Source organism: Streptomyces canus (assembly GCF_001514145.1).
Classification (GTDB): domain Bacteria; phylum Actinomycetota; class Actinomycetes; order Streptomycetales; family Streptomycetaceae; genus Streptomyces; species Streptomyces canus.
In genome coordinates this window covers 86671-110358 of sequence record NZ_KQ948658.1, presented here as the reverse complement: position 1 = coordinate 110358, position 23688 = coordinate 86671, and the positions used below count along the sequence as shown (strand labels likewise).

Genomic DNA, 23688 nt, shown 5'->3' with positions numbered 1-23688 from the left:
CGGCGGCCCTCACAGCAGTCCTACGGCGGTGTCCACGGCGGCGGCCACGTCGCCGTCCGCCGGGTACAGCAGCGAACGGCCGACCACCAGGCCGCGCACGGTGGGCAGTTGCAGGGCGCCGCGCCACTTCTCGTACGCGCCGTCCTGGTCGTCTCCGACCTCGCCCCCGAGCAGTACGGCGGGGAGCGTGGAGGTCGCCATGACCTCGCCCATGTCGTCGGGGTTGTCGGTGACCGGGACCTTGAGCCAGGTGTAGGCCGAACTGCCGCCCAGGCCCGAGGCGATGGCGATCGACTTGCTGACGGCCTCGGCGGAGAGGTCGTTCCTGACCTTGCCCTCGGTGGTGCGGCCGCTGATGAACGGCTCGACGAACACGGGGAGTTCACGAGCCGCCATGTCGTCGATGGCGCGGGCCGTGGACTCCATGGTGGTGAGGGAGCCCGGGTCGTCGTAGTCGATGCGCAGGAGCAGTTTGCCGGCGTCGAAGCCGAGGCGCTCGATGTCCTCGGGGCGGTGGCCGGTGAAGCGGTCGTCGAGCTCGAAGCTCGCGCCCTGGAGGCCGCCGCGGTTCATGGATCCCAGGACGACCTTGCCGTCCAGGGCGCCGAGCAGCAGCAGGTCGTCCAGGATGTCGGCGGTGGCGAGGACGCCGTCGACGCCGGGGCGGGACAGCGCCAGGCAGAGGCGCTCGAGCAGGTCGCCGCGGTTGGCCATGGCCATCCGGTTGCCGCCGACGCCGAGCGCGCCCCGGGCGGGGTGGTCGGCGGCGACGATCATCAGGCGGCCGTTGTCGTTGAGCAGCGGCCTGCGGGGACGGCGGGCGGCCGCCTCGGCGATCGCTTCGGGGTGTTCGGCACGCAGGCGGACGAGTTCCGCGATGTCGACCTTCACTTGACCGCTCCCGCCGCGATTGCGCTGTCGATCTCGTCGGTCGTCGGCATCGCCGAGCTGCACTCCAGACGGGAGGCGACGATGGCCCCGGCCGCGTTGGCGTGCCGCATGATCTTCTCCAGGTCCCAGCCGCTCAGCAGGCCGTGGCAGAGGGAGCCGCCGAAGGCGTCGCCGGCGCCGAGGCCGTTGAGGACGTTCACGGGCAGGGGTGGGACCTCGGCGGACTCGCCCCTGCTGTTGACGGCGAGGACGCCCTTGGGGCCCTGCTTGACGACCGCCAGTTCGACACCGGCGTCCAGGAGGGCGCGGGCGGCGGCGTGCGGCTCGCGTACGCCGGTCGCGACCTCGACCTCGTCGAGGTTGCCGACGGCGACGGTGGTGTGGCGCAGGGCCTCTTCGTAGAAGGGGCGGGCCTGCGCCGGGTCCTTCCAGAACATCGGGCGCCAGTCGAGGTCGAAGACGGTGGTGCCCGCCTTCGCCCGGTGGGCGAGGGCCGCCAGTGTCGCCGTACGACTGGGCTCCTCGCTCAGGCCGGTGCCGGTGACCCAGAAGATGCTCGCCTGGCGGATCGCGTCGAGGTCCAGCTCGTGGGCGTCGATCTCCAGGTCGGGAGCCTTGGGCTGCCGGTAGAAGTACAGCGGGAAGTCGTCCGGCGGGAAGATCTCGCAGAAGGTGACGGGGGTCGGCAGACCCGGGACCGGGGTGACCCAGCGGTCGTCCACGCCGAAGCCCTGGAGGGCCTCGTGCAGGTAGGTGCCGAAGGGGTCGTCGCCGGTGCGGGTGATCACCGCGGTCCGCCGTCCCAGGCGGGACGCGGCGACCGCGACATTGGTCGCCGATCCTCCGAGGAACTTGCCGAAGGACGTCACCTGCGGCAGCGGGACACCGGTCTGGAGTGGATACAGGTCCACACCGATCCGCCCCATGGTGATCAGGTCGTACGCCATCGGCTTCCCTTCGTACCTGCGTCGGCTCTCCCGGCGTTTGTAGCCCCGGACGCCGAGCCCTGTCAATGTTTTGTCCAGACATTCGGACGAGACCTTGACAGCGCTTGCTGTCCGAACCGAAGCTGACCGGCATGACAGCGCCCGCACCTCAGCCCTCACTGTCCCGCATCCGGATCGGCTCGGCTCCGGACTCCTGGGGCGTGTGGTTCCCCGACGACCCCCAGCAGGTCCCCTGGCAGCGCTTCCTCGACGAGGTCGCGGACTCCGGTTACGAGTGGATCGAGCTGGGGCCGTACGGGTATCTGCCGACCGATCCCACGGTCCTGACCGAAGAAGTCTCCCGGCGTGGCCTGAAGGTGTCCGCGGGCACCGTCTTCACCGGCCTGCACCACGGCGAGGCCGTGTGGGAGAAGACCTGGGCGCATGTCGCGGACAACGCGGTGCTGGCGCAGGCGATGGGTGCCAGGCATCTTGTCGTGATTCCGTCGTTCTGGCGGGACGACAAGACGGGTGAGGTGCTGGAGTCGTCCTCGCTGACGCCCGAGCAGTGGCGGAACCTGACCTCGCTGACCGAGCGGCTGGGGCAGCGGGTGCGGGAGGAGTACGGCCTGCAGATCGTCGTCCACCCGCATGCGGACACCCACATCGACAGCGAGGAGAACGTCGTCCGGTTCCTCGACGGGACGGACTCCTCCCTGGTGTCGCTGTGTCTGGACACCGGGCACTACGCGTACTGCGGCGGCGACAGCGTCAAGCTGATCGAGACGTACGGGTCGCGGATCGGGTATCTGCACCTCAAGCAGGTGGATCCGGAGATCCTCGCGGACGTACGGGCCAAGGGGACGCCGTTCGGGCCCGCGGTGGCGCAGGGTGTGATGTGTGAGCCGCCTACGGGCGTGCCGGCGCTCGGGCCCGTGCTGGAGGCGGCGGGGCGGCTGGATGTCGATCTGTTCGCGATCGTCGAGCAGGACATGTATCCGTGCGAGCCGGATCGGCCGCTGCCGATCGCTCAGCGGACCAGGGCGTTCCTGCGGTCCTGCGGGGCGTAGCGCCCCAGAGGGTGTTGCTGTGGCCAGTCGGCTGTGAAGCTGGGGCCATGGTGTTGGTCCGTACCGGGCGTGGGTCCGGTGGGTTGTGGGAGTTCGCCCTCGATGTGCCTCATCCTCGGCTGCGGCCCGGGGTGTTGAGCTATCGCGGGGTTCGGCTGGCGATGGACCGGCCGCGGCGGCGCCTCGAAACGCCCGTCGGGGCCGCCACGCTGCTGTTGGGGTTCGAGCAGCCCGTGCGCATCACGCGCGCGGGACGGGCTCCGGAGACCCTCGTCTCCGTCTTCTGCGGGCCCACCACCACACCCGCCGTCGGTGAACACGGCGGCCGGCTGTCCGGCATCGAGGTGATGCTCACGCCCTGGGCCGCGTTCACGCTGTTCGGGACCCCGCAGTACGAGCTCGCCGATCGGGTCGTCGATCCCGACGCGCTCCCGCACGCCCTGGACCGCCGGGTCGGTGAACTCGCCGCCGCGCTGGCCGTGTTGCCCTCCTGGGAGGAGCGCTTCCGGTTGCTGGACGACGTGTTCGCACGGTGGTGGGACGCCGGTACGCCCTGTTCGGCCCGGGTGGTGCGGGCCTGGTCGGAGCTCGTGCGGACGGGCGGCGCCATGCCGGTGCGGCGGCTCGCCGAGGAGGTGGGCTGGAGTGTGCGGCATCTGGAGAACCGGTTCCGGGAGCAGATCGGGCTGGGGCCCAAGGCGGCGGCGAGAGTCCTGCGGTTGCAGCGGGCCCGGCGGCTGCTCGCCGCGGGGCGGGGACAGGCGGAGACCGCGGCGGCCTGCGGGTTCTACGACCAGGCGCACCTGAGCGGCGAGTTCAAGGCGATGACCGGGTGCACGCCTCGGGAGTTCACGATGGCCCGGCGGCTGCCCTTCGCCGCCGCCCCGCCCGGGGACCGGATGGACGGTGAGGCGACGAGCCTGATCCTTGCATCCGGTACATCCGGTACATCCGGTGCGACCGGAACCCCTCGCACATCCGGTACGCGTGGTGCGTCCGATGCTTCCGGGCGGAGTGCGGATTTCTCCAAGACCGACGGGACCACCTGACTGCACGCTGTGCGCGTCCAGCCCGTTGATCGGGGGATGGCCGGGGGGAGCCGGTGGGTCGGGCCCGGCGCAGCGGGTCCGGCCCACCCTGCCGCCGACAGGGGGAGTTGGCCCCTTTGTCAACGCGCCACGCCCTCGCGCCCGCGTACGTCATTGCGTCACCTCTGTCACAAACGCCCCCTCCGTGTCACACATGTCCCATGTACGCGAGCTGCGCGTCACACAAGGCATACAGGCACTGACGGAAAGTCACCGTGAGTCGTTCACCGGGCGCAGGATTTTGTGATCGCCAGCGCAGCGCCCGGTACCCCCGACGGCCTTTCCCGGCCGCCGCCGCGGTGCGCGCGGGGAGGTGCACCACATGACCGACCGAAGACTCTGGTCGTACAAGGAGATCGCGGCGCACATCCGGGTGCAGCCGGACACCGTGCGGTCGTACCGCAAGCACGGGCTGCTGCCGCCACCCGATCACGTCGAGGGCGGCAAGCCCTTCTGGTACGCGGACACCGTGCGCGCGTGGGTCGCGTCCCGGCCGGGCAACCGGGGACGGAGTAAGGACTGAGGGCCGGCTCGCCCGGTGACCCCGCCGCGGGCACCGACGGTCTCACCTCCGGTACCGACGACCCACCGGTGGCACCTGCGACGCCGCAGCCGTCCTGTGCCCGCCCGCCGAAAATCCCGGGGCAGGAGGAGCCGGCGTCTGGCACAGTCGGCCCATGAGCGACTTCTCCGTCAAGCCCGTGCTGACCGGCGACAGGACCGTGCTGCGGCCGTTCACGGAGGCGGATGCCGAGCCAATGGCGGAGATCATCGAGGACCCCGAGGTCGTCCGCTTCACCGGCGCTCCTTCCGGCGACCTCACCCTGGAGCGGCTGCGGTCCTGGTACGGCACCCGCTCCGAGCAGCCCGACCGTCTCGACCTCGCCGTCACCGACCGTGGCACGGGCGAACTCGTCGGCGAGGTCGTCCTGTACGAGTGGGACAGCCACGCCCGCAGCTGCACCTTCCGCACCCTCATCGGCCCCCGAGGACGCGGGCGGGGCTTCGGCACCGAGGCGACCCGCCTGATCGTCGGCTACGGCTTCGAGCAACTCGGCCTGCACCGGATCGAGTTGGAGGCCTACGGCTACAACGCCCGTGCCCTGCGGGTCTACGAGAAGGCCGGATTCGTGGTCGAAGGCGTGCGACGGGAGGCCGATCTGCGGGACGGCGAGTGGGTGGACTGGGTGATCATGGGCATCCTCGACCGCGAGTGGGCCGCTCTCAGCTCCACGGCTCGATGACCGTCACCCCCGCTCCGGGTGCCGTGCCCATCGCCGCCAGGGCGTCCGGGACCGCGTCCAGGGTGATGGTGGACGTGACCAGCAGATCAGGGCGCAGCACGCCCGCCCGCACCAGTTCCAGCATCGGCGGGTAGGTGTGGGCGGCCATGCCGTGGCTGCCGAGGAGTTCGAGCTCCAGGGCGATCGCGCGGGCCATGGGGACCGGGGTCGTGCCGTCCGGCGAGGGCAGCAGGCCGACCTGGATGTGGCGGCCGCGGCGGCGCAGGGAGTTGACGGAGGCCGCACACGTGCCGGGTGAGCCGAGGGCGTCCAGGGACACATGGGCCCCGCCGCCGGTCAGGTCGCGGATCGCCGCCGCGGTGTCCTTGGTGCCGGTGGCGTCCACGCACTCCGCCGCTCCGAACTTCCTCGCCAGGGCCAGGGCCTGGGGAGACACGTCCACCGCCACCACCCGGGCTCCCGCAGCCGCCGCGATCATCACCGCGGACAGGCCCACACCGCCGCAGCCGTGCACCGCGACCCACTCCCCCGCGGTGACCGCGCCCTGCTGCACGACCGCCCTGAACGCCGTGGCGAAACGGCAGCCCAGGGACGCGGCCGTGGTGAAGGACATGTCCTGCGGCACGGCCACCAGGTTCACGTCCGCGTGGTCCAGCGCCACGTACTGGGCGAAGGAGCCCCAGTGGGTGAAGCCGGGCTGCGTCTGGCGCTCGCAGATCTGGTGGTCGCCGGTGGCGCAGGACGCGCAGGTGCCGCAGGCGCAGACGAAGGGGACGGTCACCCGGTCGCCGGGGTGCCAGGCGCTCACGCGAGGGCCGACCGCTTCCACGACACCGGCGAGTTCATGGCCCGGTACGTGAGGAAAGGTGATGTCCGGGTCGTGCCCCTGCCAGCCGTGCCAGTCGCTTCTGCAGAGGCCCGTGGCTTCCACTCGGACGACCACGCCGTGGTCCGACGGGTGGGGGTCGGGGACGTCACATACCTCCGGACGTTCGCCGTATCGCTCGAAGATCACCGCTCGCATCTGCCGTCCCTTCGCCGCTTTCCTCTGCCGGTACATCGTCGCTGGTCGCGCCCCGCGGGGCCGCATGTCGATCCAGCCCCGCGCCCCTGGGGCGTTCGACCTCCCCTTCGCTCAGTCCGAACCGTCCGTGGAAGCGCCTCAGAGCGGCCGGTGCCCACCAGGTCGCGCGGCCCGTCAGCCTCATCACCGCCGGGACCAGCAGACTGCGGACGATCATGGCGTCCATCAGTACCGCCAGCGCGATGCCCAGGCCCAGCATCTTCGTGTTGGTCACCCTCGACGTGCCTATCGCCACCATCACCACGGCGAGGATGACCGCGGCCGCCGTGATCAGGCCTCCCGTGCGTTGCAGGCCGTGGCGGACCGCCTCCTCGTGGTCGCCGGTCCTGTCGTACTCCTCCTTTATGCGGGAAAGGAGGAAGACGCCGTAGTCCATGGAGAGGCCGAAGGCGACGCAGAACATCAGGACCGGGAGCGTTGTCTCTATGGAGCCCGGGCTGGTGAAGCCGAGGAGGCCGGAAAGGTGTCCGTCCTGGAAGACCCAGACCACCGCGCCGAACATCGCCGTCAGGCTGAGGGCGTTGAGAAGGACCGCCTGGACCGGGATCAGGACGCTGCCCGTCAGCAAGAACACCAGCACCAGGGTGACGATCGTGATGAAGACCGCCGCCCATGGCAGGCGGTCACCTATCGCGTGCTTGGAGTCGACCAGGACGGCCGCCGTGCCGGTGACCTTGGTGTCGAAGGGGGCCTTCGTGGAGCGCAGTTCACCGACTAGGCGCTGTGCCCCGGCGTCCACGGCCTCGCCTCTGGGCTGGACCGTGAAGTACGCCGAGTCTCCCTTCACCAACGGACCGTCGACCTGTAGCACCTCGGGGAGGGCGGCGATCCGCTCCTTGTAGGAGACGTACTGCGCCGGGGTCGCGCTGCCCTCGGCCAGGACTTCCAGGCCGCCGCCGGGGCTGCCGGGGAAGCCGTCCCTGAGGTGCTGCTGCACCACATGGGACTCGGCGGACGCGGGCAGTTGGCGGTCGTCCGCGGTGCCGAACTTCACTCCCAGGAAGGGCAGTCCGAGCAGTACCAGGACGGCGGTGGTGCCCAGGGCGAAGAAAGGGGCGCGGCGCATGACGAGGGTCGCTCCGCGTGCCCAGGCGGAGCCGCTGTCCCGGGCTTCGGTCTTCTTCGGTGCTCCGCGCCTGAACAGCAGGCGCAGGTCCAGGGAGTTGACCCGGTGGCCCAGCAGGATCAGGGCGGCCGGAAGGAGGATCAGGGCGGCTGCCGCGGCCAGCAGGACGACGGCCATCCCGGCGTAGGCGAAGGACCGTAGGAAGTACTGCGGGAAGAGCAGCATCGCCGCCAGGGACACCGCGACCGTGAGGGCGGAGAAGAGGACGGTGCGGCCCGCCGTGCGCAGGGTGGTCCCGATGGCAGTCAACGGCTCGGCACCGGTGGCCAGTTCCTCACGGAAGCGGCGGACGATGAACAGCGCGTAGTCGATGGCCAGGCCCAGGCCGAGGGCCGTGGTGAGGTTCATCGCGAAGACGGAGACGTCGGTGAACTCGGTCAGACCGCGCAGCACGGCGTTCGTCCCGAGGATCGCGACGATGCCGATGGCGAGCGGGAGCAGGGCCGCGATCGCGCTGCCGAAGACCATCACCAGCAGCAGGAGCGTGATCGGCAGGGCGATCATCTCGGCCCGGGTGAGGTCCTCCTGGATGATCGTCTGCATCTCGTGCCGCACCGCGACGATGCCGCCGATCTCGACCTTCACCGGGCCGTGCGTCCCCCGGAGGGAAGGGGCGACGCGGTCGAGCGTCTCCCCCATCTGTTTCTCGTCGCCGGTGATGCGGGCGGCGATCAGCGCCTCATGGCCGTCCTCGGCGCGCAGGGCCGGTGACGCGGCGGACCAGTAGGAACCGACCCCGGTGATGTCCTTCTCGGCGGCCAGGCGAGCGGTGAGGCGCTTGGCCTCCGCGGCCACCGCCGGGTCGTCCACCGAGGCATCTCCGGCGTCGACGAGCAGCAGGAGGTTGGGCTGGGAGTCCGGGAACTCGCGCTCCAACGCCTTGGTGGCGTACGTCGACTCCGCGTCCGGGTCCTCCCAGCCGCCCGCACCCAGACGGTCGGCGACACCGCTGCCGGCCAGTACGGCGAGGAGGGTGAGCACCAGGGCCGCGAGCAGCGACAACCCGGGGCGAGCGGTGACGAGGCGGGTCCATCGGCCGACACGAGGTGGGCTGTTTACTTCGGTCATGGTGCGGTGTCCCCTTCACCGTGGAAACCGTAGAATGCAAAACACGAGAGATCGCTCGCGTTTCCAGAATGCGAGCGACCGCTCGTGTTTGTCAACCGTGAGCCGAGAGCTGGGGATAACGCGTGCCCGACAACGAGGAGAAGGAACAGCCGCGCCGCCGTCAGGCACGCGGCGAACGCCGGATCGCCCAGCTGCTGGATGCGGCGGCCACCGTCTTCACGACCACGGGCTACACCGCGGCCAGCACCAACGCCATCGCCCGCGAGGCCGGCGTCTCGCCCGGCACGCTCTACCAGTTCTTCCCGAACAAGGAAGCGATCGCGATCGAGCTGGGCGGCCGGCTCGTGCACGAGATGCAGACGGCGTACGGCGAGGCGCTCGCCCCGATCGACCCGGCGACCCCACTGGAGGAGGCGGTCGGCGCCGCCGTGGACCGGTTCATCGCCTTCAACTGCCAACACCCGGTGTTCTTCGCGCTGATGCACGGCCCCGACATCCCCGGCCGGCTCACCGAGGAGCACGACGCGCTGCATGTGGCCCTCGTGGGCAGGGTGGAAGGGCTGCTCTCCTCGATCCTCCCCGAAGCGCCCGCCGCCGACATCAAGCGCACCGCACAGATGGTGCTGGGCATCTACATGGCGGGCCTGGAGCTGATCCTCGCCCACGAGGGCGCCGAGCGCGACGCGTACATCCGGGAGGTGAAGACCGCGCTGACCCGCTATCTCGACCCGCTGGTCGGCGACCGGCTCGGCAGATCCGGCCTCACGACGACTCCGTAGCCCGCCCGGCCCGGCACCAGCACCCCTGCGCGGGGTACTCGCTCCCGTCGGGACCTCCCTTGGAGAAATACCCCCTAGGGGTATAGGGTGGGCAGTATAGACAGTGCACACCTCTCATGAGTCATCAGGAGAACGACATGACCACTCAGACCGACACCGCTGGGTCCGTCACCGCCGTCTACAAGGTGAGCGGGATGAGCTGCGGGCACTGCGAGGGCGCCGTCTCCGGGGAGATCTCCGAGATCGACGGGGTCAGCTCGGTGAAGGCGGTCGCCTCCAGCGGCGAGGTGACGGTCGTCTCCTCGGCGCCGCTGGACGAGGAGGCGGTTCGCGCCGCTGTGGACGAGGCCGGATTCGAGCTTGCCGGACGGGCCTGAGACCGTCGCGACAGGAGGTGCGGAGCCGCACATCGACGCGGCCCCGCACCCCTGAGGGAGTTGCCGTACATGTCCAGCACCACCGAAGCCGCGCCCATGGCGACGACCTCCGAAGTCGAGCTGCTCATCGGCGGGATGACCTGTGCCTCGTGCGCCGCCCGGGTCGAGAAGAAACTCAACCGGATGGACGGCGTCGCCGCCACGGTCAACTACGCGACCGAGAAGGCCCGGGTCAGCTACCCCGCGGGGGTTGACGTCGCCGATCTCATCGCGACCGTGGTGAAGACCGGGTACACGGCCGAGGAGCCCGCCCTACCTGCGGAAGAGCCGTCTCGAGACGACCCCGAGCTCACCTCCCTCCGGCAGCGGCTCCTCGTCTCGGTGGCGCTCGCCGTCCCTGTCGTCGCACTGTCCATGGTCCCCGCCCTCCAGTTCGACAACTGGCAGTGGCTCGCGCTGACCCTCGCCTCGCCCGTCGTCTTCTGGGGTGCGTGGCCCTTCCACCGGGCCGCCTGGACGAACATCAGGCACGCCGCGGCCACCATGGACACCCTCGTCTCGGTCGGGACCCTCGCCGCGTTCGGCTGGTCGGTGTGGGCCCTGTTCTTCGGTGACGCCGGCATGCCGGGCATGCGGGAGCGGTTCGAGTTCACCGCCGGCGGCATGGACGGCGCCTCGACGATCTATCTCGAGGTGGCCGCCGGAGTCACCGCCTTCATCCTGCTCGGCCGGTATCTGGAGGCTCGCGCCAAGCGCCGCGCGGGGGCGGCGCTCCGGGCCCTGATGGAGCTCGGGGCCAAGGACGTCTCCGTCCTGCGGGACGGGCGGGAGGTGCGGATTCCGGCGGACCGGCTGAGCGTCGGGGACCGGTTCGTCGTACGGCCCGGAGAGAAGATCGCGACCGACGGCACCGTCGTCGAAGGTGCCTCCGCCGTGGACGCCTCCATGCTGACCGGTGAGTCGGTACCGGTGGACGTCGGCGTCGGAGACGTCGTCACCGGCGCGACCGTCAACGCCGGTGGGCGGATCGTCGTGGCGGCCACGCGGGTCGGGGCGGACACGCGGCTCGCGCGGATGGCGATGCTGGTGGAGGACGCGCAGAACGGCAAGGCGGAGGTGCAGCGGCTGGCCGACCGGGTCTCCGCGGTGTTCGTGCCGGCCGTCATCCTCATCGCGGTGGGCACCTTCGGGGGGTGGCTCGGCGCCACCGGGGACACCGTCGCCGCGTTCACGGCGGCCGTCGCCGTGCTGATCATCGCCTGCCCGTGCGCGCTGGGCCTGGCCACACCGACCGCGCTCATGGTCGGCACCGGGCGCGGCGCCCAGCTCGGCATCCTCATCAAGGGGCCCGAGGTCCTGGAGTCCACGCGGCGCGTGGACACCGTCGTCCTGGACAAGACCGGCACGGTGACCACCGGCCGGATGACCCTGCAGGAGGTCCACGTCGCCCAGGACGCCGACGAGAAGCAGGTGCTGCGGCTCGCGGGCGCCCTGGAGCACGCCTCCGAGCACCCGGTCGCCCGGGCGATCGCCGTGGGCGCGGAGGAGCGGGTCGGACCGCTGCCCGAGGCCGAAGGGTTCGAGAACGTCCCCGGGAAGGGCGTACGCGGGCGCGTGGAGGGCCACGAGGTGGTCGTGGGGCGGCTGATCGACGCGCTGCCCGCCGAACTGGCCCGGGCGAAGGAAGAGGCCGAGCGGGACGGTCGTACGGCTGTCGTCGTCGGGTGGGACGGCGTGGCGCACGGTGTCCTGGCCGTCGCGGACGCGGTCAAGGAGACCAGCGCCCAGGCGGTGCGGTCACTGCGGGCGCTGGGGCTCACGCCGGTGCTGCTGACCGGGGACAACCGGGCGGTGGCCGAGGCGGTGGCCCGGGCGGTCGGAATCGACGAGGTGCTCGCCGAGGTGCTGCCCGAGGACAAGGTCGATGCCGTACGGCGGCTTCAGGGCGAGGGACGTGTCGTCGCGATGGTCGGTGACGGGGTCAACGACGCGGCCGCGCTCGCCGCCGCCGACCTGGGACTCGCCATGGGGACCGGGACCGACGCGGCGATCGAGGCGGGGGATCTGACGCTGGTGCGCGGGGATCTACGGGTGGCCGCGGACGCGATCCGGCTCTCGCGGCGCACGCTCTCCACGATCAAGGGCAATCTCGTGTGGGCCTTCGGCTACAACGTGGCGGCGCTGCCGCTGGCCGCCGCCGGGTTGCTGAACCCGATGATCGCCGGGGCGGCGATGGCGTTCTCCTCGGTGTTCGTGGTGACCAACAGCCTGCGGCTGCGTGCCTTCCGTTGAGGATTCCTTTGACCGACCCCTCTGGAGTCCGGGGCCCCACTCACATAAGCTCTTCACAAGACTCGCGCATCGTCCTTACGCTTGGGTCTCGTTCGCCGTATCCGGGTTCTTGCGTATCTAACGGACATTTGCAAGAGACGCAGATCACAGTGATGTGAACGTAACCATCGAAGGGGTTCGAAGGTCTAAGTTGGCGATGTCAGGCAGCGTCTTGGGGGGCGTTGGCTGGCATCTGAGGATGTCTTGGGGGACTTCCTCGGAGCTGCGTTGCCGGGGCACGCACTTAGGGAAGCTTTGAGCGGCCCTCCCGACCGTGCGTTGTCCCGGCAGACCGCACACAGGAGTAGTACGAGGAGTTTTGCTCGTTCTGCTCAACAGCAGTACCAGCAGTACCGGAAAGACAGCGATTCAGGCGCTGGTCTCTCAGACGCCCGGCCGGATCCCGTGGGGGGAATCCGCACCGGGACATGGGAAGGCGCCCTGGACGCCGGCCCGTGGGGGGACCGGCGCCAGGGCGCCTTCCGCTTTTTTCGTCGGCTACGACGGCGTGCGCGCCGCGGACGCCGGAGGGGCGCCGCCGAAGCGACGCCCCTCAACGAACCCACCGGCAGGTGTCAGCGCTCTTCCACCGGCACGAAGTCGCGCTCGACCACGCCCGTGTAGATCTGGCGCGGACGGCCGATGCGGGAGCCGGGCTCCTTGATCATCTCGTGCCACTGGGCGATCCAGCCCGGAAGACGGCCGAGGGCGAACAGGACCGTGAACATCTCGGTCGGGAAGCCCATGGCGCGGTAGATCAGGCCGGTGTAGAAGTCGACTTTTTTCGTCGGCTACGACGGCGTGCGCGCCGCGGACGCCGAAGGGGCGCCGCCGAAGCGACGCCCCTCAACAACCTCACCGCCAGGTGTCAGCGCTCTTCCACCGGCACGAAGTCGCGCTCGACCACGCCCGTGTAGATCTGGCGCGGACGGCCGATGCGGGAGCCGGGCTCCTTGATCATCTCGTGCCACTGGGCGATCCAGCCCGGAAGACGGCCGAGGGCGAACAGGACCGTGAACATCTCGGTCGGGAAGCCCATGGCGCGGTAGATCAGGCCGGTGTAGAAGTCGACGTTCGGGTAGAGGCTGCGCGAGACGAAGTAGTCGTCGGAGAGCGCGTGCTCCTCCAGCTTGAGCGCGATGTCCAGCAGCTCGTCGGACTTGCCGAGGGCCGACAAGACGTCGTGCGCGGCCGCCTTGATGATCTTCGCGCGCGGGTCGAAGTTCTTGTAGACCCGGTGGCCGAAGCCCATCAGGCGGACGCCGTCCTCCTTGTTCTTCACCTTGCGGATGAAGGAGTCCACGTCGCCGCCGCTGGCCTGGATGCCCTCGAGCATCTCCAGGACGGACTGGTTGGCACCGCCGTGCAGCGGGCCCCACAGGGCGTTGATGCCGGCGGAGATCGACGCGAACATGTTCGCCTGGGACGAGCCGACGAGGCGGACCGTGGAGGTCGAGCAGTTCTGCTCGTGGTCGGCGTGCAGGATGAGCAGCTTGTCGAGGGCGGAGACCACGACCGGGTCGGGCTCGTACTCCTGCGCCGGGACCGAGAAGGTCATGCGCAGGAAGTTCTCGACGTAACCGAGGTCGTTGCGCGGGTAGACGAACGGGTGACCGATCGACTTCTTGTACGCGTACGCCGCGATCGTCGGAAGCTTGGCAAGCAGGCGGATCGTCGAGAGGTTGCGCTGCTTCTCGTCGAAGGGGTTGTGGCTGTCCTGGTAGAACGTGGACAGCGCGGAGACGACCGACGACAGCATGGCCATCGGGTGGGCGTCGCGCGGGAAGCCACGGTAGAAGTTCTTGACGTCCTCGTGCAGCAGGGTGTGCTGCGTGATGTCGTTCTTGAACACCGAGAGCTCGTCGACGGACGGAAGCTCACCGTTGATCAGGAGGTAGGCGACCTCCAGGAACGTGGAGCGCTCGGCCAGCTGCTCGATCGGATAGCCGCGGTACCGGAGGATGCCGGCCTCGCCGTCGAGGTAGGTGATGGCGGATTTATAGGCGGCGGTGTTGCCGTAGCCGCTGTCCAGGGTGACCAGACCGGTCTGGGCGCGGAGCTTTCCGATGTCGAAGCCCTTGTCGCCGACGGTGCTGTCGATCACCGGGTAGGTGTACTCGCCATCGCCGTACCGCACTACTACAGAGTTGTCGCTCACGTCATCCCTCACCGACGTTGTGCCTCTTCTTCGAGGTTGCCCTGACTGTCTCTACCATCCCCCATTTGGCGCAGGAGAGTGCACTCGGGGTCGGCCGTTGGGCGTATCGGCGGCACTGAGTGCCGCCAACTTGCTCATCCTGCCCGTCCGCAACCGCATCCGGAAGGGCTCTGTGACCCACGTGACTCATTTGATCGATCATTTTTTGTGAAGGCTCACCATTGACGCTCCTCACAGGCCCGAGAGCCGGAAGTCGAGCGCCGTGCAGCGCCGCCCCGCCGAGACCGTGCGCACCGCCTGACCGATCGCCTTGCGCGAACCGACGAGGACGACCAGCTTCTTCGCCCGCGTGACCGCCGTGTACAGCAGGTTCCGCTGCAGCATCATCCAGGCGCTGGTGGTGACCGGGATCACCACGGCGGGATACTCGCTGCCCTGTGAACGGTGGATGGTCACCGCGTACGCGTGGGCCAGTTCGTCCAGCTCGTCGAACTCGTACGGCACCTCCTCGTCCTCGTCCGTCAGCACGGTGAGGCGCTGGTCGACAGGATCGAGCGAGGTGACCACGCCCACGGTGCCGTTGAAGACACCGTTGGTGCCCTTCTCGTAATTGTTGCGAATCTGGGTGACCTTGTCGCCGACCCGGAAGACCCGGCCGCCGAACCGCTTCTCCGCGAGGTCGGGACGGGCCGGGGTGATGGCCTGCTGGAGCAGACCGTTGAGCGTGCCGGCGCCCGCGGGGCCTCGGTGCATGGGGGCGAGCACCTGAACGTCCCGGCGCGGGTCGAGGCCGAATTTGGCCGGAATCCGACGGGCCGCCACATCCACCGTGAGCCGGCCGACCTCCTCGGTGTCGTCCTCGACGAAGAGGAAGAAGTCCTTCATGCCGTCGGTGACGGGGTGCTGTCCGGCGTTGATCCGGTGGGCGTTGGTGACGACTCCGGACTGCTGGGCCTGCCGGAACACGCGGGTGAGGCGCACCGCGGGGACCGGGCCGCCGTCGGCGAGCAGATCCCGCAGGACCTCGCCCGCGCCGACGCTGGGCAGTTGGTCGACGTCCCCGACGAACAGCAGGTGCGCGCCCGGAGGCACGGCCTTCACCAGCTTGTTGGCGAGCAGCAGGTCCAGCATGGAGGCCTCGTCGACCACCACCAGGTCGGCGTCGAGCGGGCGGTCCTTGTCGTAGGCCGCGTCGCCGCCGGGCTTCAGCTCCAGCAGGCGGTGGACGGTGGAGGCGTCGGCGCCGGTGAGTTCGGCGAGGCGCTTGGCGGCCCGGCCGGTCGGCGCCGCGAGGACGACCTTGGCCTTCTTGGCGCGGGCCAGCTCCACGATCGAGCGGACGGTGAAGGACTTGCCGCAGCCGGGGCCGCCGGTGAGGACGGCGACCTTCTTGGTCAGCGCGAGCCTGACGGCGGCCTCCTGCTCGGGCGCGAGCTCCACTCCGGTACGGGACTTCAGCCAGCCCAGCGCCTTGTCCCAGGCCACGTCGTGGAAGGCCGGCATCCGGTCCTGGTCGGTCCGCAGGAGGCGCAACAGCTGGGCGGAGAGGGAGAGTTCGGCGCGGTGGAAGGGGACGAGGTAGATGGCGGTGACAGGCGGCGATCCGGGCTCCGACCCGGGCACCTTCTCCCGTACGACACCCGGCTCGCCGGAGTCCTCGTCGGGCAGGGCGAGTTCGGCGAGGCACTCGATGACCAGGCCGGTGTCGACCTGGAGGAGTTTCACCGCGTCGGCGATCAGCTGTTCCTCGGGGAGGTAGCAGTGCCCCTGGTCGGCGGACTGCGAAAGGGCGTACTGCAGGCCCGCCTTGACGCGCTCCGGGCTGTCGTGGGGGATGCCGACGGACTGGGCGATCTTGTCGGCGGTGAGGAAGCCGATGCCCCAGACGTCGGCGGCGAGCCGGTAGGGCTGGTTCTTCACGACCGAGATCGAGGCGTCGCCGTACTTCTTGTAGATGCGCACGGCGACGGAGGTGGACACCTCGACGCTCTGGAGGAAGAGCATGACCTCCTTGATCGCCTTCTGCTCCTCCCAGGCGTCGGCGATCTTCTTGGTGCGCTTGGGGCCGAGCCCCGGGACTTCGATGAGCCGCTTCGGCTCCTCCTCGATGATCTTCAGGGTGTCCATGCCGAAGTGCTGGGTGATGCGGTCGGCGAAGACGGGGCCGATGCCCTTGACGAGCCCGGAGCCCAGATAGCGGCGGATGCCCTGGACGGTGGCCGGCAGGACGGTCGTGTAGTTCTCGACGGTGAACTGCTTGCCGTACTGCGGATGGGAGCCCCAACGCCCCTCCATCCGCAGGGACTCCCCCACCTGGGCGCCGAGCAGCGCGCCGACGACGGTGAGGAGGTCGCCGCCGCCTCTGCCGGTGTCGACTCGGGCGACCGTGTAGCCGTTGTCCTCGTTGGCGTACGTGATTCGCTCCAGCACGCCTTCGAGTACGGCCAGTCGTCGTTCACCCGTGGAGGCCCCCGCCTGATTGGACATGACCCGACGGTACCGCCCGGCACCGACAGCGCCCCGGTCACCCGGATCGGGTGGGCCGCTTCATGCAGGTCCCCACATATCGCCCTGGCCTCCGGGGCGGCGCCGGGCAGTTCGCCGTGGACGCGGCTGTCCTGTCCCGCGGATCAGGTCGGCCGCGGGGAACGGGCATGTCGTGAGGGTGCCGAACGGGAGCGTGGGGGGCGGCCTTCCGCCGGGCCGTTCGCGTGCGGGGAGCGTGCGGCCGCACGGCGGAGGAGGCCGGCCGTGTCATCAGCCGCTTCGCGGCGGAGGACACGGAGCCGCGGCGCATGACGACGGCGCTGCTGGAAGCACCCCCTTCCGGGGGAGTGCACCTCAGGCCCCGCCCGTCCTCCGCTCCGCCCCGCGACATCACGATCCTGTCTCGGGGTCTTGCCAAACCGTCGTGTAATCGATTCCAATCCTCCCTGTACGGAGTCGTGTAATCGATTCCACGAGTTCCACGAGGAGGTGGAGCGGCGATGGCGAGCATCAAGGATGTCGCTGCCGAGGCGGGGGTCTCCGTCGCCACGGTGTCGCGGGTCCTGAACGACCATCCGTCGGTCAGCGCGGACGCACGCACGCGCGTGCTGGCCGCAGTGGAGACGCTGGGCTACCGCCCGAACGCCGTCGCCCGCTCCCTGCGCACCGACCAGACCCACACCCTCGGCCTGGTCATCAGCGACGTCATGAACCCCTACTTCACCGAGCTGGCCCGCTCCGTCGAGGAGGAGGCCCGCGCGCTGGGGTACAGCGTGATCATCGGCAACGCCGACGAGCGGCCAGACCTCCAGGATCATCACGTACGGAACCTGCTCGACCGGCGGATCGACGGACTTCTGGTCTCCCCCACCGACGGCGGCTCTCCGCTGATGCTGGACGCCGTGCGCGCGGGGACGCCGATGGTCTTCGTGGACCGGTGGATGCCGGGCGTGGCCGTGCCGGTCGTCCGGTCGGACGGACGGGCCGCCATACGGGATCTCGTCGCCCATCTGCACGGGCTGGGGCACCGCAGGCTCGCCATCATCGCGGGCCCGGCGGCGACCACCACCGGCCAGGAGCGTGTCGCGGCCTTCCGGGAGGCACTCCGGGCGTACGGCCTCGATCTGCCCGACGCCTATATCGGGCAGGGCGACTTCCAGGCCGAGAGCGGGCGGCGGGTCACCGAGGGCTTCCTCGACCTGCCCGAGCCGCCCGAGGTCGTCTTCGCGGCCGACAACCTGATGGCGCTCGGCGCGCTGGACGCCGTACGCGCGCGTGGGATGCGCGTACCGCAGGACATCGCCCTGGCCGCGTTCGACGACATCCCGTGGTTCGTGCACACCGATCCGCCGATCACCGCGATCGCCCAGCCCACGGGCGAGCTGGGGCGGGCCGCGGTGCGCGCGCTCGTGGACCGCATCGAGGGGCGGCCCCCCGAGTCGGTCACCCTCCCCGCCCGTCTCGTCGTTCGCCGCTCCTGCGGCGAGCCCTCACCCAGGAACGTCGCAGTGGACCCCGTAACGAACAGGAGCGAGTCGTGAGCAACGAGGACGAGTTGCTGCGCATCGAGGGCATACGGAAGTCCTTCCCCGGCGTGGTCGCGCTCGACGGCGTCGACTTCGACCTGCGCCGCGGCGAGGTGCACGTACTGCTCGGCGAGAACGGCGCCGGCAAGAGCACGCTGATCAAGATGCTGTCGGGCGCCTACCACCCCGACGAGGGCCGCGTGCTGGTGGACGGCCATCAGGTGCACATCCGCGGGGCGCAGGACGCCGAGCGGCTGGGGATCGCCACCATCTACCAGGAGTTCAACCTCGTCCCCGATCTGACGGTCGCCGAGAACATCTTCCTGGGCCGGCAGCCGCGCCGCCTCGGGATGGTCGACCGCAGGACGATGGAGGCCGACGCCGAGGTGCTGCTGAAGCGCGTCGGGGTCAACGTGTCGCCACGCGCGCGTGTGCGGGAACTCGGCATCGCCCGGCTCCAGATGGTCGAGATCGCCAAGGCGCTGAGCCTGAACGCGCGCGTGCTGATCATGGACGAGCCGACGGCCGTGCTCACCTCCGAGGAGGTCGACAAGCTCTTCGCGATCGTGCGCACGCTGCGCGAGGACGGGGTGGGGATCGTCTTCATCACCCATCACCTGGAGGAGATCGCCGCCCTCGGCGACCGGGTCACGGTCATCCGGGACGGGAAGTCGGTCGGGCAGGTGCCCGCCTCCACGCCCGAGGACGAGCTCGTACGCCTCATGGTGGGGCGATCGATCGAGCAGCAGTACCCGCGCGAGCGCGGCGACACCGGAGCGGCCCTGCTGAAGGTCGAGGGGCTCACCCGCGACGGCGTCTTCCACGACATCGGCTTCGAGGTGCACGCCGGAGAGGTCGTCGGCATCGCCGGGCTGGTCGGAGCGGGCCGTACCGAGGTGGTGCGGGCCGTGTTCGGCGCCGACCCGTACGACAAGGGGGCCGTGAAGGTCTCCGGGGCGCCCCTCAAGGGGCACGACGTGGGCGCCGCCATGGCGGCCGGGATCGGTCTGATCCCCGAGGACCGCAAGGGCCAGGGCCTGGTGCTCGACCAGTCGGTCGAGGAGAACCTGGGGCTGGTGACCATGCGGGCCGCCACGCGCGCGGGGCTCGTCGACCTCAAGGCGCAGCGGGAGGCCGCCGCGCGGATCGCCGAGCAGCTCGGGGTGCGGATGGCGGGCCTGCATCAGCACGTGCGAACGCTCTCCGGCGGCAACCAGCAGAAGGTCGTCATCGGCAAGTGGCTGCTCGCCGACACCAAGGTGCTGATCCTCGACGAGCCGACGCGCGGGATCGACGTCGGCGCCAAGGTCGAGATCTACCAGCTCATCAACGAACTCACCGCGGCCGGTGCCGCCGTCCTCATGATCTCCAGCGATCTGCCCGAGGTGCTCGGCATGAGCGACCGGGTGCTGGTGATGGCCCAGGGCCGGATCGCCGGCGAACTCGCCGCCGACGAGGCCACGCAGGACTCCGTGATGGCACTCGCCGTCAGCAACCCCACGACCGACAAGGAGGCCGCTCGTGGCCACTGACACGCTCAAGAGCACATCGAGCGCTGATAGCGCCACCGGCGGCCTGCGCCGGCTGCTCCTCGACAACGGCGCGCTGACCGCGCTGATCGTCCTCGTCGTCGCCATGTCGGCGCTGTCGGGCGACTTCCTCACCACCGACAACCTGCTCAACGTCGGCGTCCAGGCGGCCGTGACCGCCGTCCTCGCCTTCGGTGTGACCTTCGTGATCGTCTCGGCCGGCATCGACCTGTCGGTGGGCTCGGTGGCGGCCCTGTCGGCCACCGTCCTGGCGTGGAGCGCGACGTCACACGGGGTGCCGGTCCTCATAGCGGTCCTGCTGGCCGTCGTGACCGGCATCGCGGCCGGTCTCGTCAACGGCTTCCTGATCGCCTACGGCAAACTCCCCCCGTTCATCGCGACCCTGGCGATGCTCTCGGTGGCCCGCGGTCTGTCGCTGGTGATCTCCGAGGGCTCCCCGATCGCCTTCCCCGACTCGGTCTCGCACCTCGGTGACACGCTGGGCGGTTGGCTGCCGGTGCCCGTGCTCGTCATGGTCGTCATGGGGCTCCTCGCGGCCTTCGTGCTCGCACGGACGTACATCGGCCGCTCGATGTACGCGATCGGCGGCAACGAGGAGGCGGCCCGTCTCTCCGGCCTCCGGGTGAAGAAGCAGAAGCTCGCCATCTACGCGCTGTCCGGTGTGTTCGCCGCCGTCGCGGGTGTCGTGCTCGCCGCCCGGCTGTCCTCCGCTCAGCCGCAGGCCGCCGACGGTTACGAGCTGGACGCGATCGCCGCGGTCGTCATCGGCGGTGCCTCGCTGGCCGGTGGCACCGGCAAGGCGTCCGGGACGCTGATCGGCGCGCTGATCCTGGCGGTGCTGCGCAACGGCCTCAACCTGCTGAACGTGTCCGCGTTCTGGCAGCAGGTCGTCATCGGTGTCGTCATCGCGCTGGCCGTGCTGCTCGACACGCTGCGCCGCAAGGCCGGGGCGACCCCGGTGGCCGGTGCCTCGCAGGGCGGCAAGGGGCGCCAGGCGGCGACGTACGGTCTGGCGGCCGTGGTCACCGTGGCGATCGTCGGCGCGACCTCCTTCCTGCACAACGGCTCGTCCTCGACGGCGAACCCGAAGGTGGGTCTGTCGCTGTCGACGCTCAACAACCCCTTCTTCGTGCAGATCCGGTCCGGCGCCCAGGCCGAGGCGGAGAAGCTGGGCCTGGACCTGACCGTCACGGACGCGCAGAACGACGCGTCCCAGCAGGCCAACCAGCTGCAGAACTTCACCAGTTCGAACCTCGGCGCGATCATCGTCAACCCGGTGGACTCGGACGCGGCGAGCAACTCGGTGAAGGCCGCCGACAAGGCGAAGATCCCGGTCATCGCGGTGGACCGGGGCGTCAACAAGGCCTCCGTGGACGCGCTGGTCGCCTCCGACAACGTCGCCGGCGGTGAGCTCGCCGCCAAGACCATCGGCGAGAAGCTCGGCGGCAAGGGCAGGATCGTGATCCTCCAGGGCCAGGCGGGCACGTCGGCCGCCCGTGAGCGTGCGGCGGGTTTCGCCCGGGGTCTCAAGGCGTACCCGGGCATCCAGGTCGTCGCGCAGCAGCCCGCCGACTTCGACCGCACCAAGGGTCTCGACGTGATGTCGAACCTGCTCCAGGCCCACCCGGACGTCCAGGGTGTCATCGCCGCCAACGACGAGATGGCGCTCGGCGCGATCAAGGCGCTGGGCTCCAAGGCCGGCACGTCGGTCTCGGTGGTCGGCTTCGACGGCACGCCGGACGGCCTGAACGCGGTGAAGGACGGCACGCTGTACGCGTCTGTGGCACAACAGCCTTCCCAGCTGGGCAAGATCGCGGTGGACAACGCGCTGAAGGCCCTCGAGGGCAAGAAGGTCGAGGAGACGATCAAGGTGCCGGTGAAGGTGGTCACCAAGGAGAACGTGGCCGGTTTCACGGGCTGACGACGGCGCACGGGCGGGCGGTCGCTTCGACTGCCCGCCCCGCGTCACTGACTAGGGGAGTCATTCATGGACGACTACGACCTTCTGGTAGTCGGGTCGGCCAACGCCGACCTGGTGATCGGCGTGGAGCGGCGGCCGGGGGCCGGGGAGACGGTGCTCGGCTCGGATCTGGCCGTGCATCCGGGGGGCAAGGGCGCCAACCAGGCGGTCGCGGCCGCCCGGCTGGGCGCGCGTACGGCGTTGCTGGCCCGCGTAGGCGACGACGGTCACGGGCGGCTGCTGCTGGACTCCCAGCGGGCGGCCGGGGTGGACACGGTGGGTGTGCTGGTGGGCGGGGCACCGACGGGGGTCGCGCTGATCACCGTGGACCCGTCGGGGGACAACAGCATCGTGGTGTCGCCGGGCGCCAACGGGCGCCTCACGCCGGGGGACGTACGGACCGCGGTCAGCCTCTTCCACGCCTCGCGGGTGGTGTCGACCCAGCTGGAGATCCCGCTGGAGACGGTCGTGGAGGTCGTACGGAATCTGGCGCCGGGCAGCCGGTTCGTGCTGAACCCGTCACCGCCGCGGCCGCTGCCGACCGAGGTCCTCGCGGCCTGTGATCCGCTGATCGTCAACGAGCACGAGGCGAAGGTGATCCTCGGGGACGCGTGCGTGAGTGACGCGCCGGAGGACTGGGCGCGGCTGCTGCTCGCGAAGGGGCCGCGGTCGGTGGTGGTGACGCTGGGCGCGCAGGGGTCGCTGGTGGCCTCCTCGGCGGGGGTGACCCGGGTGGCGTCGGTGAAGGTGGACGCCGTGGACACGACGGGTGCGGGGGACGCCTTCACGGCGGCGCTGGCCTTTCGGCTCGGGGCCGGTTCCGCACTGGCGGAGGCGGCCGCGTACGCGTCCCGGGTCGGGGCGGTCGCGGTGACCCGGAAGGGTGCGCAGGACTCCTTCCCCACGGCGGAGGAGGTCGGGGCCGTATGAAGAAGGCCGGGATACTGAACCGTCATCTCTCCGGCGCGCTCGCCGAGTTGGGGCACGGGGACGGGGTGCTGGTGTGTGACGCCGGGATGCCGATCCCCGCCGGGCCGCGCGTGGTCGACCTGGCTTTCAGGGCCGGGGTGCCGTCCTTCGCGGAGGTCCTCGACGGGCTGCTCGCCGAGCTGGTCGTGGAGGGGGCCACGGGTGCGGCGGAGATACGGGGCGCCAATCCGGCGGCTGCCGACCTGCTGGACGCCCGCTTCCCCGAGCTGGACCTGGTCTCCCACGAGAAGCTCAAGGAGCTGTCGGCGCGGGCACGGCTCGTCGTCCGCACGGGCGAGGCACGGCCGTATGCGAACGTGCTGCTCAGGTGCGGGGTGTTCTTCTAGGGCAGGCCGATCGCCGCCGTTCACGGCGCGGGGAGGACCATGCGCGGGTTGTGGCGCTTCTCCGCGCGGCGCAGCGCCGGGAGGAGGATCCTGCTCAGTTCGCGAACCTCGGCCGCGTGGTCGGTGAGCAAGCCCGTGCGCAGGCGTGGCTACGGGTTCGCAAACGGCCGCCACCGGGCGCATGCCGTCGACGTGGACACGGCCCAACTCCCTTTCCTCACCCGGGAGATAAAGAGGGGTGGAACGGCCCTCACGGGTCTGACCGACGGCCCGGAGGTCTGTTCGTCGCGGTCCTTGATGCCGTTGCCCGACCATGCAGTCGTGCAGGTCCCGAAGGGCGTCGACCGTGCGGGAGGCGTCGCGCGGGGAGGCGGGTTCGGAGAACCAGCGGCCCCGGAACTCGGCGCAGTCCGGGGATCTCGGCGCTCGCTCCGGTGACGACGGCTGCCACCGCGGCGCCGACTGCCATCGTTGCCCTTCGTCGTCGCACTGAGGTCTCCGTGCATCCCGTGGCGTCCCGGCCGCTGGATCCGATCCGATGCGATCCGTCGCGTACGTACGGGGCCGATCCGTGGTGTGCCGGATCGGCGATGCAGCCGCCGCCACGTACGAGCGTGACGGTCACTCGGTGGCAGCCTGCCGCCCGAAGGGGGAGCTCCGGGCGGCAGATGCACACGGCGCAGGGGGGAGGGGCCCCGCAAATCTCC

Annotated in this window: 18 protein-coding genes and 1 pseudogene; 12 read left to right on the top strand and 7 right to left on the bottom strand. The window is 70.3% G+C overall.

Annotation, left to right across the window (positions count from 1 at the left end):
* Positions 1–9 precede the first annotated feature (9 nt).
* Both AQJ46_RS09985 and iolC read right to left on the bottom strand, forming a co-directional pair.
* Positions 10–891: a Cgl0159 family (beta/alpha)8-fold protein gene (locus tag AQJ46_RS09985; RefSeq protein ID WP_059205229.1), complete on the bottom strand. Its 882-nt coding sequence runs from the start codon at positions 889–891 to the stop codon at positions 10–12.
* Positions 888–1838: a 5-dehydro-2-deoxygluconokinase gene (iolC, locus tag AQJ46_RS09980; protein WP_059205228.1), complete on the bottom strand. Its 951-nt coding sequence runs from the start codon at positions 1836–1838 to the stop codon at positions 888–890. Before iolC ends, AQJ46_RS09985 begins: the two co-directional genes overlap by 4 nt.
* A 131-nt stretch (positions 1839–1969) precedes the next feature.
* Between iolC and AQJ46_RS09975 the strand changes: the two genes are divergently transcribed.
* The 4 genes from AQJ46_RS09975 to AQJ46_RS09960 all read left to right on the top strand — a co-directional run bounded on the left by AQJ46_RS09975 (position 1970) and on the right by AQJ46_RS09960 (position 5219).
* Positions 1970–2887 carry a sugar phosphate isomerase/epimerase family protein gene (locus tag AQJ46_RS09975; protein WP_057609700.1) on the top strand — a complete coding sequence of 306 codons (918 nt, stop codon included), beginning with the start codon at positions 1970–1972 and terminating at the stop codon, positions 2885–2887.
* Positions 2888–2934: 47 nt separating this feature from the next.
* Entirely contained in the window at positions 2935–3936 is a 1002-nt protein-coding gene (locus AQJ46_RS09970; protein WP_404828396.1) for a helix-turn-helix domain-containing protein, read from the top strand.
* A gap of 361 nt (positions 3937–4297) precedes the next feature.
* Positions 4298–4498 (top strand): helix-turn-helix transcriptional regulator, encoded by a 201-nt coding sequence (locus AQJ46_RS09965; RefSeq protein WP_057609619.1) that lies wholly within the window; start codon positions 4298–4300, stop codon positions 4496–4498.
* Positions 4499–4652: 154 nt separating this feature from the next.
* Positions 4653–5219 (top strand): GNAT family N-acetyltransferase, encoded by a 567-nt coding sequence (locus tag AQJ46_RS09960; protein ID WP_059205227.1) that lies wholly within the window; start codon positions 4653–4655, stop codon positions 5217–5219.
* Here AQJ46_RS09960 and AQJ46_RS09955 read toward each other — a convergent pair.
* Positions 5200–6243 (bottom strand): zinc-dependent alcohol dehydrogenase family protein, encoded by a 1044-nt coding sequence (locus AQJ46_RS09955; protein ID WP_059205812.1) that lies wholly within the window; start codon positions 6241–6243, stop codon positions 5200–5202. The two genes, AQJ46_RS09960 and AQJ46_RS09955, sit on opposite strands and share 20 nt — an antisense overlap.
* The gene (locus AQJ46_RS09950) at positions 6194–8497 is read right to left on the bottom strand and encodes an MMPL family transporter (protein WP_059205226.1); all 2304 of its coding nucleotides are present in this window, start codon (positions 8495–8497) and stop codon (positions 6194–6196) included. The genes AQJ46_RS09955 and AQJ46_RS09950 overlap by 50 nt, the downstream gene beginning before the upstream one ends.
* Positions 8498–8619: 122 nt before the next feature.
* On the opposite strand from AQJ46_RS09950, the gene AQJ46_RS09945 reads away from it, so the two are divergent.
* From AQJ46_RS09945 to AQJ46_RS09935, 3 genes are all read left to right on the top strand, one after another.
* Positions 8620–9276 (top strand): TetR/AcrR family transcriptional regulator, encoded by a 657-nt coding sequence (locus AQJ46_RS09945; protein WP_059205225.1) that lies wholly within the window; start codon positions 8620–8622, stop codon positions 9274–9276.
* Positions 9277–9413: 137 nt separating this feature from the next.
* Positions 9414–9653, top strand: coding sequence for a heavy-metal-associated domain-containing protein (locus AQJ46_RS09940; protein ID WP_059205224.1), 240 nt, complete (start codon positions 9414–9416; stop codon positions 9651–9653).
* A gap of 69 nt (positions 9654–9722) precedes the next feature.
* Positions 9723–11945 (top strand): heavy metal translocating P-type ATPase, encoded by a 2223-nt coding sequence (locus tag AQJ46_RS09935; protein ID WP_059205223.1) that lies wholly within the window; start codon positions 9723–9725, stop codon positions 11943–11945.
* Positions 11946–12559: 614 nt separating this feature from the next.
* On the opposite strand, the pseudogene AQJ46_RS51985 reads toward AQJ46_RS09935, so the two are convergent.
* From AQJ46_RS51985 to recD2, 3 genes and pseudogenes are all read right to left on the bottom strand, one after another.
* Positions 12560–12763: pseudogene (locus tag AQJ46_RS51985) on the bottom strand (citrate/2-methylcitrate synthase); the annotation flags it as partial.
* A gap of 89 nt (positions 12764–12852) precedes the next feature.
* The gene (locus AQJ46_RS09930) at positions 12853–14142 is read right to left on the bottom strand and encodes a citrate synthase (RefSeq protein WP_057609626.1); all 1290 of its coding nucleotides are present in this window, start codon (positions 14140–14142) and stop codon (positions 12853–12855) included.
* A gap of 231 nt (positions 14143–14373) precedes the next feature.
* Positions 14374–16629 carry an SF1B family DNA helicase RecD2 gene (recD2, locus tag AQJ46_RS09925; RefSeq protein ID WP_059205222.1) on the bottom strand — a complete coding sequence of 752 codons (2256 nt, stop codon included), beginning with the start codon at positions 16627–16629 and terminating at the stop codon, positions 14374–14376.
* Positions 16630–17129: 500 nt separating this feature from the next.
* Here recD2 and AQJ46_RS09920 point away from each other — a divergent pair, with 500 nt between their 5' ends.
* The 5 genes from AQJ46_RS09920 (at position 17130) to rbsD (ending at position 22981) form a co-directional block, all read left to right on the top strand.
* Complete coding sequence (locus AQJ46_RS09920; RefSeq protein WP_059205221.1) at positions 17130–18170, top strand: LacI family DNA-binding transcriptional regulator; 1041 nt, start codon at positions 17130–17132, stop codon at positions 18168–18170.
* Positions 18167–19687 carry a sugar ABC transporter ATP-binding protein gene (locus AQJ46_RS09915; RefSeq protein ID WP_059205220.1) on the top strand — a complete coding sequence of 507 codons (1521 nt, stop codon included), beginning with the start codon at positions 18167–18169 and terminating at the stop codon, positions 19685–19687. The genes AQJ46_RS09920 and AQJ46_RS09915 overlap by 4 nt, the downstream gene beginning before the upstream one ends.
* Positions 19677–21626: an ABC transporter permease/substrate-binding protein gene (locus AQJ46_RS09910; RefSeq protein ID WP_059205219.1), complete on the top strand. Its 1950-nt coding sequence runs from the start codon at positions 19677–19679 to the stop codon at positions 21624–21626. Before AQJ46_RS09915 ends, AQJ46_RS09910 begins: the two co-directional genes overlap by 11 nt.
* 66 nt (positions 21627–21692) lie before the next feature.
* Positions 21693–22595 (top strand): ribokinase, encoded by a 903-nt coding sequence (locus tag AQJ46_RS09905; protein WP_059205218.1) that lies wholly within the window; start codon positions 21693–21695, stop codon positions 22593–22595.
* Positions 22592–22981, top strand: a complete 390-nt coding sequence (gene rbsD / locus AQJ46_RS09900; RefSeq protein ID WP_059205217.1) for a D-ribose pyranase — start codon at positions 22592–22594, stop codon at positions 22979–22981. Before AQJ46_RS09905 ends, rbsD begins: the two co-directional genes overlap by 4 nt.
* The last annotated feature ends 707 nt before the right edge of the window (positions 22982–23688 follow it).

Excerpts from the sequence above, each read along its gene's own strand:
- iolC (WP_059205228.1), bottom strand. The coding sequence starts at position 1,838 with ATGGCGTACGACCTGATCACCATGGGGCGGATCGGTGTGGACCTGTAT.
- AQJ46_RS09975 (WP_057609700.1), top strand. The coding sequence starts at position 1,970 with ATGACAGCGCCCGCACCTCAGCCCTCACTGTCCCGCATCCGGATCGGC.
- AQJ46_RS09970 (WP_404828396.1), top strand. The coding sequence starts at position 2,935 with ATGGTGTTGGTCCGTACCGGGCGTGGGTCCGGTGGGTTGTGGGAGTTC.
- AQJ46_RS09965 (WP_057609619.1), top strand. The coding sequence starts at position 4,298 with ATGACCGACCGAAGACTCTGGTCGTACAAGGAGATCGCGGCGCACATC.
- AQJ46_RS09960 (WP_059205227.1), top strand. The coding sequence starts at position 4,653 with ATGAGCGACTTCTCCGTCAAGCCCGTGCTGACCGGCGACAGGACCGTG.
- AQJ46_RS09955 (WP_059205812.1), bottom strand. The coding sequence starts at position 6,243 with ATGCGAGCGGTGATCTTCGAGCGATACGGCGAACGTCCGGAGGTATGT.
- AQJ46_RS09950 (WP_059205226.1), bottom strand. The coding sequence starts at position 8,497 with ATGACCGAAGTAAACAGCCCACCTCGTGTCGGCCGATGGACCCGCCTC.
- AQJ46_RS09940 (WP_059205224.1), top strand. The coding sequence starts at position 9,414 with ATGACCACTCAGACCGACACCGCTGGGTCCGTCACCGCCGTCTACAAG.
- AQJ46_RS09935 (WP_059205223.1), top strand. The coding sequence starts at position 9,723 with ATGTCCAGCACCACCGAAGCCGCGCCCATGGCGACGACCTCCGAAGTC.
- recD2 (WP_059205222.1), bottom strand. The coding sequence starts at position 16,629 with ATGTCCAATCAGGCGGGGGCCTCCACGGGTGAACGACGACTGGCCGTA.
- AQJ46_RS09920 (WP_059205221.1), top strand. The coding sequence starts at position 17,130 with ATGGCGAGCATCAAGGATGTCGCTGCCGAGGCGGGGGTCTCCGTCGCC.
- AQJ46_RS09905 (WP_059205218.1), top strand. The coding sequence starts at position 21,693 with ATGGACGACTACGACCTTCTGGTAGTCGGGTCGGCCAACGCCGACCTG.
- rbsD (WP_059205217.1), top strand. The coding sequence starts at position 22,592 with ATGAAGAAGGCCGGGATACTGAACCGTCATCTCTCCGGCGCGCTCGCC.